The 16,622-nt window shown below is 72.6% G+C and carries 14 protein-coding genes and 1 riboswitch; of the genes, 5 read left to right on the forward strand and 9 right to left on the reverse strand.

Translation table 11 applies throughout. The features are described 5' to 3' along the window. Positions 1-31 precede the first annotated feature (31 nt). A complete protein-coding gene (locus tag GQQ92_RS01645; protein WP_156997494.1) occupies positions 32-1,861 on the forward strand; it encodes a VWA domain-containing protein in 1,830 nt (609 codons plus the stop codon). Between the two features lie 97 nt (positions 1,862-1,958). On the opposite strand, the gene GQQ92_RS01650 is transcribed toward GQQ92_RS01645, so the two are convergent. The 7 genes from GQQ92_RS01650 to GQQ92_RS01680 form a co-directional block, all read right to left on the reverse strand. Beyond that, positions 1,959-3,518 carry an MDR family MFS transporter gene (locus tag GQQ92_RS01650; protein WP_156997495.1) on the reverse strand — a complete coding sequence of 520 codons (1,560 nt, stop codon included), beginning with the start codon at positions 3,516-3,518 and terminating at the stop codon, positions 1,959-1,961. A gap of 154 nt (positions 3,519-3,672) precedes the next feature. Beyond that, on the reverse strand, positions 3,673-3,840 hold the full coding sequence (locus tag GQQ92_RS01655; RefSeq protein ID WP_156997496.1) for a hypothetical protein: 168 nt from the start codon (positions 3,838-3,840) through the stop codon (positions 3,673-3,675). Continuing rightward, positions 3,837-4,982 carry a cysteine desulfurase family protein gene (locus GQQ92_RS01660; protein WP_156997497.1) on the reverse strand — a complete coding sequence of 382 codons (1,146 nt, stop codon included), beginning with the start codon at positions 4,980-4,982 and terminating at the stop codon, positions 3,837-3,839. Before GQQ92_RS01660 ends, GQQ92_RS01655 begins: the two co-directional genes overlap by 4 nt. Continuing rightward, positions 4,979-5,887, reverse strand: a complete 909-nt coding sequence (nadC, locus tag GQQ92_RS01665; RefSeq protein WP_156997498.1) for a carboxylating nicotinate-nucleotide diphosphorylase — start codon at positions 5,885-5,887, stop codon at positions 4,979-4,981. The genes GQQ92_RS01660 and nadC overlap by 4 nt, the downstream gene beginning before the upstream one ends. Next, positions 5,884-7,578, reverse strand: coding sequence for an L-aspartate oxidase (gene nadB / locus GQQ92_RS01670; protein WP_156997499.1), 1,695 nt, complete (start codon positions 7,576-7,578; stop codon positions 5,884-5,886). Before nadB ends, nadC begins: the two co-directional genes overlap by 4 nt. 2 nt (positions 7,579-7,580) lie before the next feature. Beyond that, entirely contained in the window at positions 7,581-8,963 is a 1,383-nt protein-coding gene (gene nadA / locus GQQ92_RS01675) for a quinolinate synthase NadA (protein ID WP_156997500.1), read from the reverse strand. Then, positions 8,960-9,712: an NUDIX hydrolase gene (locus GQQ92_RS01680; protein WP_156997501.1), complete on the reverse strand. Its 753-nt coding sequence runs from the start codon at positions 9,710-9,712 to the stop codon at positions 8,960-8,962. The genes nadA and GQQ92_RS01680 overlap by 4 nt, the downstream gene beginning before the upstream one ends. A 359-nt stretch (positions 9,713-10,071) precedes the next feature. Beyond that, a riboswitch (glycine riboswitch) is annotated at positions 10,072-10,179 on the forward strand. A 147-nt stretch (positions 10,180-10,326) separates the two neighbouring features. Here GQQ92_RS01680 and gcvT point away from each other — a divergent pair. From gcvT to gcvP, 3 genes are all read left to right on the forward strand, one after another. After that, positions 10,327-11,526 carry a glycine cleavage system aminomethyltransferase GcvT gene (gene gcvT, locus GQQ92_RS01685; RefSeq protein ID WP_372493411.1) on the forward strand — a complete coding sequence of 400 codons (1,200 nt, stop codon included), beginning with the start codon at positions 10,327-10,329 and terminating at the stop codon, positions 11,524-11,526. A 98-nt stretch (positions 11,527-11,624) separates the two neighbouring features. Next, positions 11,625-11,996 (forward strand): glycine cleavage system protein GcvH, encoded by a 372-nt coding sequence (gcvH, locus tag GQQ92_RS01690; RefSeq protein ID WP_156997503.1) that lies wholly within the window; start codon positions 11,625-11,627, stop codon positions 11,994-11,996. 11 nt (positions 11,997-12,007) lie between these two features. Next, positions 12,008-14,899, forward strand: a complete 2,892-nt coding sequence (gcvP, locus tag GQQ92_RS01695; protein ID WP_156997504.1) for an aminomethyl-transferring glycine dehydrogenase — start codon at positions 12,008-12,010, stop codon at positions 14,897-14,899. A gap of 46 nt (positions 14,900-14,945) precedes the next feature. Here the strand turns inward: gcvP and GQQ92_RS01700 are convergent, their stop codons facing one another. After that, a complete protein-coding gene (locus GQQ92_RS01700) occupies positions 14,946-15,137 on the reverse strand; it encodes a hypothetical protein (protein WP_156997505.1) in 192 nt (63 codons plus the stop codon). Positions 15,138-15,327: 190 nt separating this feature from the next. On the opposite strand from GQQ92_RS01700, the gene GQQ92_RS01705 reads away from it, so the two are divergent. After that, positions 15,328-15,825, forward strand: coding sequence for a hypothetical protein (locus tag GQQ92_RS01705; RefSeq protein ID WP_156997506.1), 498 nt, complete (start codon positions 15,328-15,330; stop codon positions 15,823-15,825). On the opposite strand, the gene GQQ92_RS01710 is transcribed toward GQQ92_RS01705, so the two are convergent. Then, positions 15,771-16,532: a CPBP family intramembrane glutamic endopeptidase gene (locus GQQ92_RS01710; protein WP_156997507.1), complete on the reverse strand. Its 762-nt coding sequence runs from the start codon at positions 16,530-16,532 to the stop codon at positions 15,771-15,773. The two genes, GQQ92_RS01705 and GQQ92_RS01710, sit on opposite strands and share 55 nt — an antisense overlap. Between the last annotated feature and the right edge of the window lie 90 nt (positions 16,533-16,622).

Raw genomic sequence — 16,622 nt, forward strand, 5'->3', positions numbered from 1 at the left:
ATCCCTGACCACCGTCGGGCTTGGAGTGTCCGTGGGGCGTCACAGCACCGCACCGGCGAAGAAGCCGAAGCGCGGCCTCATCCTGTCCATCATCGCCGCCGTCGTCGTGGTCGGCGTGGTCGCCTCCGGCGTCTACCTCTGGGTCGGCGGCCACCTCGACCCCTCCTCCGCCTCCGCAGACGCGTGCGACGAGGCACAGTCGCTCAGCATCGTCGCCGACAGCACCATCGCGCCCGTCCTCACCGACATCGCCGCCGAGTTCGACGCCGAGAGCGAGGGATGCGTCGTCACCGAGATCACCGCACAGGACTCGGCGGACACCGCGGCCGTGCTCGCGGCAGGCGGGCTCGCGGCCGACGCATGGGTGCCGCAGTCCGCCGCCTGGGTCGACCGCGCGGCCGCGACCGCCGCCTCGCTCGGCCGTGCCGAACCCGAGACCGCCGTCGGCGAATCCGTCGCCGCCACCCCCGTCGTCTTCGCCACGACCGCCGCCGACGCGGCGGAGGTCGCGAGCGAACCGGTCACCTGGCAGCGTGTGCTCGACGGAACGCTTCCGGCCATCCTCCCCAACCCCGAGGCTTCGTCCGCGAGCCTCGCGAGCCTCGTGGCGCTCGGCGCCCACGCTCCCGCCGAAGACCCGAGGCCGCTCGCATCGGCGATGATCGCGCTCGGCAAGTCGATCCCCGCTTCGACGAGCGCCGCGTTCGGCTCCCTCTCGTCGCAGGCGCAGCCGAGCGTCGTCATCACGACCGAAGCGCAGGTCGCCGAGTACAACGAGGATGCGCCGTCGCAGACCCTCACCGCCGGATATCCGAACGACGGCACCGTCGTCATCGACTACCCGCTCGTGCGACTCGGCGACGCCGCGGCTGAGATGACGGCCTCAGACGAGCCGGCCTCCGACGAGCCGGCCTCCGACGAGCCGTCGGATTCCGAGGCGCTCGCGGGTTCGCCGCGCGTCGACACGGTCTCGCTGACGACGTCGACCCGGCTCGAGTCGGGTGATGGCGAGTCGGATGCCGCATCGGAGGCGCCGTCGGCGCGGGCGAAGTACCTCGGCGAGTTCGCCGAGGCGGCCGCGGCCGCGACGAAGCTGCTGAACGCGGCCGGGTTCCGCGCCGCCGACGGCTCGGGCACGATCGACATCCTCGGCATCGCCCCCGAGGGACCGGCGGCGCAGGCGCTCCCGCTCGATGCCGCGACGCAGTTGACGATGCTCCGCACGTGGGGCGTGCTCACGCTCCGGGCGCGCTACCTCGCGGTGATCGACGTGTCGGGATCCATGGAGGAGCCGGCCGGCAACGGACTCCGACGCATCGACATCTTCCAGCAGGCCGCACAGGCCGCGGTCTCGCGCTTCTCGGGCGAGGTCGACCTCGGCGTGTGGGCGTTCTCGACCCTGCGCGACGGCGACCTCGACTACGAAGAGCTCGCGCCCATCTCGGCGCTCGGAGACGCGGCGCACGCGCAGCGGATCGGCGGCATCATCCAGTCGCTGCCCGAGCGCCTCGGCGGCGCGACCGGGCTCTACGACACGGTGCTGGCTGCGGTCACGCGCGTGCGGGACGGCTACGACCCCGAGAAGGTCAACGCGGTGCTGCTCATCACCGACGGTCGCAACGAGGATGAGAACGGCATCGATCTCGACACGTTGCTCGCCGAGTTGACCAAGGCCGACGACGGCACGAAGCCGGTGCCTGTGATCATGATCGGGTTCGGGCCCGACACCGACCTCGAGGCGATGCAGAAGATCGCCGAGGTGACGAAGGGCGGCGCCTATTCGGCGACCAAGCCCGAAGACCTCGGCACGGTGCTCGTCGACGCGATCTCGCAGCGCAGCTGCCGCCCGAACTGCGGCTGACGCCGCGGGAACACGCTGCGCCGCGTGCGGCGCCGGCGGCCGCCGACCGGTGATCGCCGACTGGCGGCCGGCCGACGGCCTGCGCCGCACGACCGGTTCAGTGCGCGAACGCCGGTGCGTCGTCGCTCTCGACGGGCCGACGCACGAACAGCGCGCCGACGATCGAGGTGAGCGACAGGATCGCGCCGACGAGGAACGCCGAGTGGATGCCCGCGGCCTCGGCCGCCTCGGGCGAGGCCGCACCGGGTGCCGCGAGGAGCGTGCCGGCGGTCATCAGGGTGACGAAGAGCGCTGTTCCGGCCGCGCCGGAGACCTGCTGGACGGTGCCGATCACGGCTGAACCGTGCGAGTACAGATTCGGCCGCACGGAACCCAGGGCGGTCGTGAACAGCGGCGTGAACATGAAGGCGAGCGCCGCCGAGAGCGTGACGTGGGCGGCGAGCACGAACCACGGCGACGTCGTCTCGGACACCATCGTGAGCGACCACATCACGCCGCTGACCACGATGGCTCCGGGAACGAGCAGCGGCCGCGGCCCGAACCGGTCGTAGAGCCGGCCGACGAGGGGGCCGAGCAGGCCCATCACGAGCCCGCCGGGCAGCAGCAGCAGGCCCGTGGCGAGGGGGTCGAGGTGCAGGACGTTCTGCAGGTAGATCGGCAGCAGGATGATGGTGCCGAAGAGCGAGGCCATCATCACGATCATGAGCGAGACCGAGATCGCGAAGTTGGCGGAGCGGAAGGTGCGCAGGTCGAGCAGCGCCCGGTCTCTGCGCTGCAGCACGAGCTGGCGCAGCACGAACACGAGGATGCCCGCTGCGCCGACGGCGAGCGAGATCCACATCTGGGCCGGCGTCGCGCTGCCCGTGGCCTCGCCGCCGATGAGGCTCAGGCCGTAGACGAGGCCGCCGAAGCCGATCGCCGACAGCACGACCGAGACGACGTCGATCGGCGTCTTCTTCGGTTCGGTGACGTTCTCGACGCGGCGGATGCCGATGACGAGCATCACGAGCGCGATCGGCAGCACGAACCAGAACATGAAGCGCCACGAGAGGTAGGTGAGGATGATGCCCGACAGCGTCGGACCGACCGCCGGCGCGACCGAGATGACCGTCGAGACGCGCCCCATGAACCGCCCGCGGTCGGATGCCGCGACGAGCTCCATCAGCGTCGTCATGAGCAGCGGCATCATGATGGCCGTGCCCGTCGCCTGCACGACGCGCGCGCCGAGCAGCACCTCGAAGCCGGGCGCGAGCGCCGCGAGCAGGGTGCCGGTCGAGAACAGGGTCATCGCCGCGATGAACAGCTGACGGGTGGTGAAGCGCTGCAGCAGGAAGCCCGTGATGGGGATGACGACGGCCATCGTCAGCATGAAGGCCGTGGTGAGCCACTGCGCCGCGGCGATCGTGATGCCGAGGTCGACGACGAGGTGCGGGATCGCCACGCCCATGATGGTCTCGTTGAGGATGACCACGAAGGTGGCGGCGAGCAGCAGCCAGATGACGCGGGAATTGCGGGCGCCGTGCAGCGCCTCGTCGTCGGTGTGGACGCGGTGCGATGCGCCGGGCCCGGCGTCGCCGCCGTGCGCCGTCGGAGCCTGGGCACCCGTGAGGTCGGGCTCGGCGGGACCGGTGAGGTCTGGAAGGGCACGGTCGGTCACGATGCGGTTCCTATCGGCTGCTGCGGTTGGGGCGCGACCGCGCCCGGATGAAGTCGACAACCGGTCGGCGGCGCGACTCTATTCCCGAATCCGGTGAAGGATCGGAATGCATGGAAATCGTGGCGCCCGCCGAGCGGGCGGGCTCACGCTCGGATCACGGCGCGGGTGCCGGCCCGTCGGTCGGCGTCGCCTCGGGCAGCCAGCCCTCGAGCTCTTCCTCTTCGGGGGCGAGCTCGTCGCGGAGGCGCCGCTCGGCTTCGGATTCGGCCCGCTCGGCGGCCGCGTCGTGCTGGTGCTTCTCGGTTTCGTTCGCGTCGGTCATGGATTCACGATAGCCCGCACCGCCGACACGGCATGGGCGACGGCGGTCGCGGCATCCGCCACCTCGGCGTCGGTGGTCGTCGGCCCGAGCGTGAAGCGCACGGCGGTCTGCGCGAGGTCGGCCGGCACCCCGATGGCGGTGAGCACGTGCGACGGGTCGCTGCTGCCGGCGGCGCACGCGGATCCGCTCGAGCAGGTCACCCCGAGCCGGTCGAGCTCGAGCAGCACGGCCTCGCCGCTCGTGCCCGGGAAGACGAACGACACGGTTCCCGGCAGGCGGCGATCGGCGTCGCCCGTCAGCCGCGCGCCGTCGACGCCGGCGAGCACGGCCTCGCGGAGCGCGAGCCCCTGCCGCGTCGCGCGGGCGACGGTGTCGACGCGCTCGGCCTCGGCGAGCCGGAGCGCCGTCGCGAACGCGACCGCGCCGGCGACGTTCTCGGTGCCCGAGCGGCGGCCGCGCTCCTGTCCGCCGCCGTGCAGCACGGGCTCGAGCGCGACCCGGCCGCGCACGATGAGCGCGCCCGTTCCCTTCGGCGCGCCGACCTTGTGGCCCGCGAGCGACATCGCGTCGACGTCGAGCGCGCCGATGCGCAGGTCGAGGTGTCCGGCGGCCTGCACGGCATCGGTGTGCATGATCGCCCCGACCTCGTGCGCGACGGCGGCGAGCTCGGCGACGGGCTCGATCGTGCCGATCTCGTTGTTGACCAGCTGCACCGAGACGAGCGCGGTGTCGGGCCGTATCGCCGCGGCCAACGCCGACGGGTGCACGACGCCCCCGCCGTCGACCTCGACCTCGGAGACGGCGAACCCGTGATGGCGTGCGAGGTATGCGGCCGACTCGAGCACCGCCTCGTGCTCGAGCGGGGAGACCACCAGATGGCGGCCGCGGGGGCGGGCGAGCGCGATGCCCTTGATCGCGAGGTTGTCGGCCTCGGTGCCGCCGCTCGTGAACACGACCTCGCCGGCGCGGCATCCGACCACCGACGCGACCTCGCTTCGCGCCCAGGCGAGGGCGCGGGCCGCCTCGTCGCCGAGCTCATGACGGCTCGACGGGTTGCCGAACGAGCCGGTGAGGTACGGCCACATCGCCTCGATCGCCTCGTGGCGCACCGGGGTCGTGGCGGCGTGGTCGAGGTAGATCACGGATGCCCCGTGGCCGACGGTGCGGCGGGTGCGACCCCGACCGACTCGGCCAGCGCGATGTCGACGTCGAGCCCGAGGTCGAGCGCGCGCGCCGAGTGCGTGAGGGCGCCCACCGAGATGACGTCGACGCCCGTCGCGGCGATGGCTGCGACGGTGTCGAGGTTCACCCCGCCCGAGGCCTCCACGACGGCGCGACCGTCGATGCGCCGCACGCCCTCGCGCAGGTCGTCGGGCGAGAAGTTGTCGAGCATGATCGTGTCGGCGCCGCCCGCGAGCACGGCGTCGAGCTGGTCGAGCCGATCGATCTCGACCTCGAGGTGGGCGGTGTGCGGCATCCGATCGCGGGCGCTGCGCAGTGCGGTCGCGAGATCGACGCCGCCCGCGGTGAGCACGGCGAGGTGGTTGTCCTTCGCCATGATCGCGTCGGAGAGCGAGCGCCGGTGGTTGCGTCCGCCGCCGTCGCGCACGGCCTGCCGCTCGAGGCTGCGCAGGCCCGGCGTGGTCTTGCGGGTGTCGACGATGCGCGCGCCCGTGCCGGCGACGGCCGCGACGTACTGCGCGGTGAGGGTCGCCACGCCCGACATGCGCTGGCTGAGGTTCAGCGCGACGCGCTCGGCGGTGAGGATGCCGCGGGCGGGGCCGTGCACGCGGGCGAGCACGTCGCCGGCCGCGAACCGGTCGCCGTCGGCGGCGAGGCGCTCGACCTCGATCGCCGGGTCGACGATGCGGAACGCCGCCGCGAACACCTCGATGCCGCTGAGCACGCCGGGCTCGCGGGCGACGAGCGCGGCCGTGGCCGTGGCATCCGCCGGGATCAGGGTCTCGCTCGTGAGGTCGCCCCACGGCGCGTCTTCATCGAGCGCGGCGGTGACGATGCGGTCGATCTCGCGACGGTCGGTGCTCATGCTGCCTCCTCGGCATCGGGGTCCAGCCGCACGAGGTCGTGCAGGTCGTGCCGGTCGTGCTCGGGCCGGTAGTTCTCGGGCAGGTCGTGCTCGGCCCGGGGCCGGCCCGCGGCCGCAGTACCGGGGAGGGCCTGCGCCGCGGCATCCGACCGGAAGTGCGCGCCCCGGCTCTCGGTGCGCGCGATCGCGGCGGCGACCGTGGACCGTGCGAGGTCGAGCAGGTTGCGGTCCTCGGCGGTGCGGCGATCGCGCACCTCGGGCGCCCGCCAGGAGTCGAGGGCGTCGGATGCCGCGGCGAGCCCGCTCGCCGAGCGCTCGAGCCCGACGTGCTGCCACATGAGTGCCTGCAGCGCCGCCCGATCGACCTCGGCGCGCGGATCGTCGTTCGTTCGGCCGGGCGCCGCGCCGGCGAGCGCACGCGGAACCGCGGGGGCGGGGGATACCGCGAGCCTCACCGGTCGCGCCGAACCGGGCTCCACGCTCGCACCGGCGTCGATCGCCCGCGCCGCCCGTTCGGCGAACACGGCGGCCTCGAGCAGCGAGTTCGACGCGAGCCGGTTGGCGCCGTGCACCCCGGTTCGGGCGGTCTCGCCGACGGCGAAGAGCCCGGGCAGGCTCGTGCGCCCGTCGAGGTCGGTCACGACCCCGCCCATCGCGTAGTGCGCGGCGGGCGTGACCGGCACGGGTACGACGGCCCAGTCGTATCCGGCGTCGCGGCAGGCCGCGCCGAGCCCCGGAAAGCGTCGCTCGAGCACGTCGCGCCCGAGCGCGATGGCGTCGAGCAGCACGGGGGAGCCCTGCTCGACGCTGCGGCGCCAGACCCCGCGTGCGACGACGTCGCGGGGGGCGAGTTCGCCGCGCTCGTCGAGGTCGAGCATGAACCGGTGCCCCTCCCGGTCGCGCAGCACGGCGCCCTCGCCGCGCACGGCCTCGGAGATCAGCGGCGTGCCGGGCGCCGCGAGCGCGGTGGGGTGGAACTGCACGAACTCGAGGTCGGCGATCGCGGCGCCCGCGCGCGAGGCCGCGGCGACCCCGTCGCCGGTTGCCACGTCGGGGTTCGTCGTGTGCGCGAAGAGCTGCCCGGCGCCGCCCGTGGCGAGCACCACGGCGTCGGCGCGCACGTCTTCGAGGGCTCCGGATGCCGCGAGCAGCCGCACCCCGACGACGCGCACGCCCCGCGGGGCATCCGCTCCGGCCGCGGCATCCGTCCCGTCTGCATCAGCCGTCAGCAGGTCGACGAGCATCGTGTGCTCACGGATGCGCACCGCGCGGCGTCGCACGGTGGCCACGAGCGCCCGCTCGATCGCCGCGCCCGTCGCGTCGCCGCCCGCGTGCAGGATGCGTGCGCGCGAGTGCGCCGCCTCGAGCCCGCGTTCGAGTCCGGAGTCGCCGTGGTCGAACGCGACGCCGAAGCGGATCAGGTCTCGCACCCGCGCCGGCCCCTCGTCGCAGAGCACGCGCACCGCGTCGGCGTCGCAGAGGCCGTCGCCCGCGACGAGCGTGTCGGCGAAGTGCCGTTCGACCGAATCGTCGGGGAACAGCGCCGCCGCGATGCCGCCCTGCGCGTGCCGGGTGTTGCCGTCGGCGAGCTCGGTCTTCGTGACGAGCTCGACGTCGTGGCCCGCGTCGGCGGCGCGCACCGCCGTCCAGAGGCCGGCGATGCCGCCCCCGACGACGAGCACGTGCGCCATCGTCAGGCCTCGACGGTCGAGCGGGGAGCGTCAGCGGGCGCGTCGCGGCCGGAATCGACGGGGGCGACGGATGCCGGCGGCTTCGCCGCGAGCATGCGCTCGAGCGCGACGCGCGCGGGCTCGGCGACCTCGTCGGACACGGTGATGCGGTTCACGACGCGGCCGGCGACGAGCTCTTCGAGCACCCACGCGAGGTAGCCGGGGTGGATGCGGTACATCGTCGAGCACGGGCACACGACCGGGTCGAGGCAGAAGATCTCGTGCTGCGGGTACTCGGCGGCGAGGCGCTGCACGAGGTTGATCTCGGTGCCGATCGCGAACGTCGAACCGGCGGGGGCCGCCTGGATCGCCTTCACGATGAAGTCCGTCGAGCCCGCGGCATCCGCTGCGTCGACGACCGGCATGGGGCACTCGGGGTGCACGATGACCTGCACGCCGGGGTGGTCGATGCGGGCCTGCGCGATCTGGTCGACCGTGAAGCGGCGGTGCACCGAGCAGAAGCCGTGCCAGAGGATGACGCGCGCGTCGAGGAGTTCGTCGGCGCTCGAGCCGCCGAGGGCCCTGCGCGGGTTCCACATCGGCATCTGCTCGAGCGGCACGCCGAGGGCCTTGGCGGTGTTGCGTCCGAGGTGCTGGTCGGGGAAGAACAGCACCCGCTGCCCGCGCTCGAACGCCCACTCGAGCACGGTCCTCGCGTTCGAGGAGGTGCACACGAGGCCGCCGTGGCGGCCGACGAATCCCTTGAGCGCGGCCGAGGAGTTCATGTACGTCACCGGGATCACCGGCACGCGCCCCGCGGCATCCGTCGCCGTGAGATCGCCGTAGACGTCTTCGAGCTCGGCCCAGCACGCCTCGACCGACTCCTCGTCGGCCATGTCGGCCATCGAGCAGCCCGCGGCGAGGTTCGGCAGGATCACGGCCTGGTCGGGCGTCGAGAGCAGGTCGGCGGTCTCGGCCATGAAGTGCACGCCGCAGAAGACGATGGCCTCGGCATCCGGACGCGTCAGCGCCGCGTTCGCGAGCTGGAACGAGTCGCCCACGAAGTCGGCGTGCTCGACCACCTCGTCGCGCTGGTAGAAGTGCCCGAGCACGACGACGCGCTCGCCGAGGGTCGCCTTCGCGGCGCGGATGCGGTCGTGCAGTTCGGCGTCGGACGCCGTCTTGTACGACTCGGGCAGCGCGCCCTGCCGCGGCGAACCGGTCGGGATCACGTCGCCCATCGAGGAGCCCGGCCCGTACGCCACGGGTCCCGCGTCGAACTCCCACGGTCCCTTCGCGAGGTCGGGCGAGCAGGTGCTGCCCGCCGCCTTGCCGGTCTGGATCAGCTGGATCGAACGGTCGACGGATGCCGCGAGCCGCGTGTCGGCGGGCTGGACGAGCGTCATGGGTGTCTCCTCAGGTGCGGTGCGACGGGGATTCGGAACGCGCCCTGGATGCCCGCCTCCGCGGGATCGGCCGGGCGGTACAGCTTGGGCGGGCGGTGCGGGGTGCCGGTGCGCACCTCGCCGGTCTCGACGAGGGCGCCGGATGCCTCGACCGTGCGGCGGAAGTTCGCCGGGTCGAGCGGGCGGCGCATCACGGTCTCGTAGACCTCGCGCAGTTCGGCGAGCGTGAACGTCTCGTCGAGGAAGGCGTGCGCGATCTGCGAGTAGCCGAGCTTCGTGCGCAGGCGCCCGAGGGCGTACGCCACGATCTCGTCGTGGTCGAAGGCGAGCTCGGGCAGGTCGTCGGCGTCGAACCAGCGCACATTCGGGTCCTCGATGGAGCCGCTCGTCTCTTCGGGGCGCACGAGCGCCCAGTAGACGACGGACACGACGCGCTCGTCGGGCGAGCGGTCGGGGGCGCCGAACGTGTAGAGCTGCTCGAGGTAGCGGGGCGTGACGCCCGTGGTCTCGTCGAGGGTGCGGGCGGCGGCGCCCTCGAGGCTCTCGGCGGCGCCGAGCCAGCCGCCGGGGAGCGCCCAGCGGCCCTTGCCCGGCGCGCGCAGGCGTCGCACGAGCGGGATCCACAGCGATCGGTCGGCCGGTTGCACGGGCTGCTCGGGGAGCTCGTCGTGGGCGACGCCGGGTTCGCGCGCGAAGATCACGGTCGACACGGCGAGCCGGGCTTCGGCGAGCTCGATCGTGCGAGGCATCCGCCGCTCCCTTCGTGTCGGACTGACTCTAAGTACGCGATCATCTTACAGTCGAGTTGACACGAACTGAAATCCGGATGTCGCGGCGCGACGCGGTCGCTCGCGGCCGGGGAAGGAGGGGGTGCACCGGACCCCCATCCGATGCACCCCCGAGGTGCGCGTCTCGAGGCGGAGCAGCGCTCACGCGGTCGGACGGCACTTGAAGCATCCTCGATGCGGCCGCTCCCGCCTAATCGACACGACGCCCGATGACGTGCGCGGCCGAACGGGCGTGCCCGCTCGGCGCCGTGCCCGACGGCCATCCGTGGCGGCGCGGCGCGGCACTGGTAGAATCGACGGACAATCTCATACCGGGCCATCGACGCATCGCGGGAGAGCCGGACACGTTCTGTTCACGCAGAGCCGGACCGGCACCGAAGGAGCAAGCCTCCCCGCCAATCTCTCAGGTATCACACCGCGATGAACACGGCCGCTCTGAAAAGTGGATGCCGCGCTGCGGCGCCCCGCCCACGGTGAAAGCGCTGCTGCGTGAAACTCTCAGGCTCATGACAGAGGGGGAGTTCTCAAGCGGCATTCGCCGTGCGATGCGACGAACGCACCATTCAGGAGAACTCGTGACCCACGATCCCGGTACCACCAGCCCCGCAGCCGTGCCCGACGAGGGCGATGCCGCGCGCGAGCGCCGCAGCCCGCTCGACGCCGTGCACCGCGCGGCCGGCGCGAGCTTCACCGACTTCGCCGGCTGGCAGATGCCCGTGCGCTACTCGAGCGACCTGGCCGAGCACCACGCCGTGCGCACGACCTCGGGCCTGTTCGACCTGTCGCACATGGGCGAGATCGTGCTCATCGGCGCAGATTCCGCGGCGGCCCTCGACTTCGCGCTCGCCGGAAAGCTCTCGGCCATCGAGATCGGGCAGGCGAAGTACTCGCTGCTGCTCGCCGAGGACGGCGGCATCATCGACGACCTCGTCGTCTACCGCACCGGTGAAGACCGCTTCATGGTGGTCGCGAACGCGTCGAACGCGGCCGTCGTCGCCGAAGAGCTCCGCACCCGCGCCGCGGGCTTCGACACGATCGTCGAAGACGAGAGCGAGGACATCGCCCTCATCGCCCTCCAGGGCCCCGACGCCCGCGCGGTGCTGCTCGAGACGCCGGGCTTCGGCGTCGAGGGGCCGGGCAACGATGAAGAGGACTTCGACGCGCGCATCGCCGCGCTGAAGTACTACCGCGCGTTCCCGGCCACCTTCGAGGGCCGGCCCGTGCTCGTGGCCCGCACCGGCTACACCGGCGAAGACGGCTTCGAGCTGTACGTCGCGCCCGAACGCGCGCCGGGGCTGTGGGCGGCGCTCGTCGAGACCGGCGGCCCGCGCGTGACGCTCTGCGGGCTCGCGAGCCGCGACACCCTGCGCCTCGAGGCCGGCATGCCGCTCTACGGGCACGAGCTCGGCCGCGACATCCTGCCCGTGCAGGCCGGCCTCGGCCGCGTCGTCGCGCACGGCAAGGAGGGCGACTTCATCGGCCGCGACGCCACCGCGGCCGGTCCGGCCGAGGGCGCCCGCGTGCTCGTCGGCCTCACCGCCGAGGGACGCCGAGCGCCGCGCGCCGGCTACGAGGTCTACGACGGCGACGGGGCGGATGCCGCGCCCGTCGGCGTCATCACGAGCGGCGCGCTCTCGCCGACGCTCGGCCACCCGGTCGCCATGGCGTTCGTCGCGCCCGCGGCCGTCGAGGCCGGCGGCCTGCACGTCGACGTCCGCGGAACACGCATCCCGGCATCCGTCGTCCCGCTGCCCTTCTACAAGCGCCCGTCCTGACCCCGCCCGGAAGCGCCCGCGCCCGCTGTCCGCGGCACGGCGCGTCCGGACCTCCGATCCGCACCAGTTTCTCCACCTGACCCTCGAGGGAGCACCGCATGACCGACAACACCGAACTCCAGTACACCGCCGAGCACGAGTGGGTGCTCGTCGACGGCGACACCGTCACGATCGGCATCACCGACTACGCCGCCGACAAGCTCGGCGATATCGTCTTCGTCGAGCTGCCGGCGGCCGGCACCGCCGTCTCCGAGGGCACCGTCGTCGGCGAGATCGAGTCGACCAAGTCGGTCGGCGAGCTCTTCGCCCCCGTGAACGGCGAGGTCGTCGAGGCGAACCAGGCCGTGGTCGACTCGCCCGAGCTCGTCAACAGCGATCCGTTCGGCGAGGGATGGCTGCTGAAGATCACCGCGCCCGAGCTGCCGAAGCTGCTCAGCCACGCGGAGTACCGCGCCCTCGTCGGCGAGTGAGGACCCACTCGATGAGCACCTCCTCCACGTTCGACCTCGACGCCTTCGGGCGCCGCCACATCGGCACCACCCCGAGCGACCACGGCCTCATGCTCGCAGAGCTCGGCTACGACTCGCTCGAGTCGCTCATGACCGCCGCCGTGCCCACCTCGATCCGCATGGGCGAGGTGCTGAACTCGGCGATCCCGGCCGCCGCGACCGAGCGCGAGGCCCTCGCCGAGCTCGCCGCCCTCGCCGACCAGAACAGCGTGCGCACCTCGATGATCGGCCTCGGCTACTCGGGCACGATCACGCCGGCCGTGATCCAGCGCAACGTGCTCGAGAACCCGAGCTGGTACACCGCGTACACGCCGTACCAGCCCGAGATCTCGCAGGGCCGCCTCGAGGCGCTCATCAACTTCCAGACCATGGTCACCGACCTCACGGGCCTCGACACGGCCAACGCGTCGATGCTCGACGAGGGCACCGCCGTGGTCGAGGGCATGCTGCTCGCGCGACGCGCTTCGAAGAGCCCGAGCAACCGCTTCGTGGTCGACGCCGACGCCCTCCCGCAGACGCTCGCGCTGCTCGAGTCCCGCGCCGAGGCCGTCGGCATCGAGCTGGTCCTCGCCTCCCTCGACGAACAGACGGACGTCGCCGCGCTCGGCGAGCACTTCGGCGTCTTCGTGCAGTACCCGGCCGCATCGGGCCGCGTGTGGAACCCGGCATCCGTCATCGCCGGCTCGAAGGCGCAGGGCGCGCTCGCGGTGGTCGCCGCCGACCTGCTCGCCCTCGCGCTCATCACGAGCCCGGGCGAGCTCGGCGCCGACGTCGCCGTCGGCACCAGCCAGCGCTTCGGCGTCCCCATGGGCTTCGGCGGCCCGCACGCGGGCTACATGGCCGTGCGCAAGGGCCTCGAACGACAGCTGCCTGGCCGCCTCGTCGGCGTCTCGAAGGATGCCGCGGGCGCCCCCGCGTACCGCCTCACCCTCCAGGCGCGCGAGCAGCACATCCGCCGCGAGAAGGCGACCTCCAACATCTGCACCGCGCAGGTGCTGCTCGCCGTCATGGCGTCGATGTACGCCGTGTACCACGGGCCCCGCGGCATCCGGCACATCGCCGTCACGACCGCCGCGAAGGCGAAGGCCCTCGCCGACGCCCTCACCGGGTTCGGGCTGACCCTCGCGCACGACCGCTACTTCGACACGATCCGCGTGCACGTGCCCGGACTCGCCGGCAACGTCGTCGAGCGCGCCCGCGAACTCGGCCTGAACCTCTGGGAGGCGGGCGAGGCGACCGTGCACATCGCGGTCGACGAGACGACCACCGCCGACGAGCTCTCGCGCGTCGTCGAGGCGTTCGGCTTCGGCGAGCGGGCGGATGTCGCGGCGCAGGCCACCGAGCTCCCGTCGAGCCTGCCCGCCGACCTGCGACGCACGAGCAGCTACCTCGAGCACCCGGTGTTCAACACGCACCAGTCCGAGACGCAGATGATGCGCTACCTCAAGCAGCTCGCCGATCGCGACTACGCGCTCGACCGCGGCATGATCCCGCTCGGCTCGTGCACGATGAAGCTCAACGCCGCCACCGAGATGCAGGCCGTCACCTGGCCCGAGTTCGCGAACCTGCACCCGTTCGCGCCCGAGGCCGACGTCGTCGGCACCCTCGGGCTCGTCGAGCAGCTCGAGAGCTGGCTCGCCGAGGTCACCGGGTACGACACGGTCTCGCTCCAGCCCAACGCGGGCAGCCAGGGCGAGCTCGCGGGCCTCCTCGCGATCCGCGGGTACCACCGCGCCAACGGCGAGTCCGAGCGCGACGTCTGCCTCATCCCGTCGAGCGCGCACGGCACCAACGCGGCCTCCGCCGTCCTCGCGGGCATGCGCGTCGTCGTCGTCGCGTGCGACGAGCTCGGCAACGTCGACCTCGACGACCTCCGGTCCAAGATCGCCGAGCACGCGGCATCCATCGCGGCGCTCATGATCACCTACCCCTCGACCCACGGCGTCTACGAGCACGACGTGCGCGACATCTGCCAGGCCGTGCACGACGCCGGCGGACAGGTCTACGTCGACGGCGCGAACCTGAACGCGCTGCTCGGCTTCGCCCGCTTCGGCGACTTCGGCGGCGACGTCTCGCACCTGAACCTGCACAAGACGTTCTGCATCCCGCACGGCGGCGGCGGCCCCGGCGTCGGACCGGTCGCGGCGAAGGCGCACCTCGCGCCCCACCTGCCCGGCCACCCCATGGCGCAGCGCGACGACCACGCCGGCGGCTTCGTGCACGGCGGCGGTCCCGTCTCGGCGGCGCCGTACGGCAGCGCGTCGATCCTGCCGATCTCGTGGGCGTACGTGCGCATGATGGGCGGCGAGGGCCTCGCGCAGTCGACCGCGGCGGCGGTGCTCGCGGCGAACTTCGTGGCCTCCCGCCTGCGCGAGCACTTCCCGGTGCTCTACACGGGCGAGAACGGCCTCGTCGCGCACGAGTGCATCCTCGATCTGCGGCCGCTCACCGCGGCGACCGGGGTCAGCGTCGACGACGTGGCGAAGCGGCTCATCGACTACGGCTTCCACGCGCCCACCATGTCGTTCCCGGTCGCGGGCACCCTCATGGTCGAGCCGACCGAATCCGAAGACCTCGCCGAGCTCGAGCGGTTCGTCGAGGCGATGATCGCGATCAAGGCCGAGGCCGACGCCGTCGCGCGCGGCGAATGGCCCGTCGACGACAACCCCCTGCGCGGGGCGCCGCACACGGCCGAGTCGGTCATCGCGGGGGAGTGGGAGCACCCGTACTCCCGCGAGCAGGCGGTGTACCCCGTGCACTCGCTCGTGCGCAACAAGTACTGGGCCCCCGTGCGCCGCATCGACCAGGCGTTCGGCGACCGCAACCTCGTGTGCGCCTGCCCGCCGGTGGAGGCGTTCGCGTAGCGGAGCGGCTTCGCGCGGCGGAGCGGCGTTCTCGCAGCGCGGCGGACTACGTGGGACGCGGTGCCAGGTGGCGGCCGCGCTCCCCGTGGTCGTGGCGTGCCGTGGCGGCGACCCGGGCGGTCCGTCGCGCCGTGACGCGCTCCTGCGCCGCGAGGACCTCCCGCTCCGTCGCGCGGAAGCGTCGGTCGGTGGCGCGAGCCGCGAGGTGGCCGGCGAAGAAGGCTGCGGCGAGGTTCATGATTCCGTTCCGATCGCTGCGGGCGATGCCCGATGACGCCCTCACCTCGAGGGTCATCCCATGCTCGCGATCGCCGAGATCAGTCGCGTCAGGGCAGCCCCGATGCCTGCCTCCGGGAGTACACTGAGGATCTCTCGGGTATCTGCGATGCGGTCGCGGTTCCCGGTTCTCTCGAAGCGGAGGGGGCAAGATGTCCGCCGATCTCATCGCGGGGTTCGCCACGCTCGCGTTCGTCGGTCTGCTGGTCGGCACCTCGTTGCTCGGGGGCCGCGGCCTCGGGCTCGAACAGCGGGCCGGTCTGCTCGAGCGACGCGATCCCGGCACGGCCGAGGCGCTTCGACGCGCTCAGTCGATCACCGATCTCTCGAGCTGGAGCGTGTTCGGCGACGAGGGCTACCACTCGGCGGTCTGCACGCCGAGCCGCGTCAGCTGGATGGACATGGCGCGCGTGCGCGCGAGCGGATCCGACGTCAGGGTCGAGCCGCCCGAAGAGGCGCTGCCGCCCATGCCCGCGACGGTGCTGGCGCTCGTCGAGGGCTCGCACCTGGCGCCGAGGTCGCGCACGAGGCATCCGTCGCCGTCACCCGATCCGCGGCGCGTGCCCTCCGAGGCGGCCGAGCACGACGGCGCCGCTCACGAGGTCGGGGCGGCGAACAGCGCGGGCCACCACGCGACCGCGAGCGGATAGCCCACGAACGACACCACGTCGAGCACGAGATGCGCGACGACCAGGGGCATCGTGCGCCCCCAGCGCTGATAGCACCAGCCGAAGACGACGCCCATCGCCGCATTGCCGACGAACGGGCCGAAGCCCTGGTACAGGTGGTATGTGCCGCGCAGCACTGCGCTCGAGAGGATCGTCGCCCACGGCCCGACGCCGAGTTCGCGCAGGCGCGTGAAGAGGTAGCCGACCACGATGAGCTCCTCGGTGAGCGCGGCCTCGAGGGCGCGGAGCACCAGGATCGGCACCGTCCACCAGAGCCAGTCGGCGGGGGAGGCCTGCACCGCGACGGTGATGCCGAGCGCTCGGCCGGCCGCGTAGAGCGCGAGCCCGGGCACGCCGATGACGGCGACGAGCAGCAGACCGGATGCCGCGTCGCGGCCGGGTCGCGTGAGGTCGAAGCCGATGCGGCGGAACGGGCTCCGGCCCGGCTGCCACAGCAGGTAGAGCACGAGGGCGACCGCGAACAGCCCGAAGAACACGTCGAGGAACTGGTACGTGAAGTCGAGCCACTGCCGCTCGGAACGGCTCGGGTTGAGCGCCACGCTCTGGTCGCCGAGCGCCTGCTCGGCGGTGAGCTTGGCGATGATCGAGACGATCGAGTACACCGCGGACGCGCCGAGCGAGAGCCCCAGCACGATGATGATCTCGATGCGCAAACGAGCAGCCGACATGCATCGATCCTCGCATACGCGCCGTCTGCGCAAATATCCTGCGCGTGACGACAATTTCTTTCGCAGGAACCCAGTCGAAGGTTGCGCGTC

Origin of the sequence: Agromyces terreus, from assembly GCF_009749465.1 — a bacterium.
Taxonomy (GTDB): domain Bacteria; phylum Actinomycetota; class Actinomycetes; order Actinomycetales; family Microbacteriaceae; genus Agromyces; species Agromyces terreus.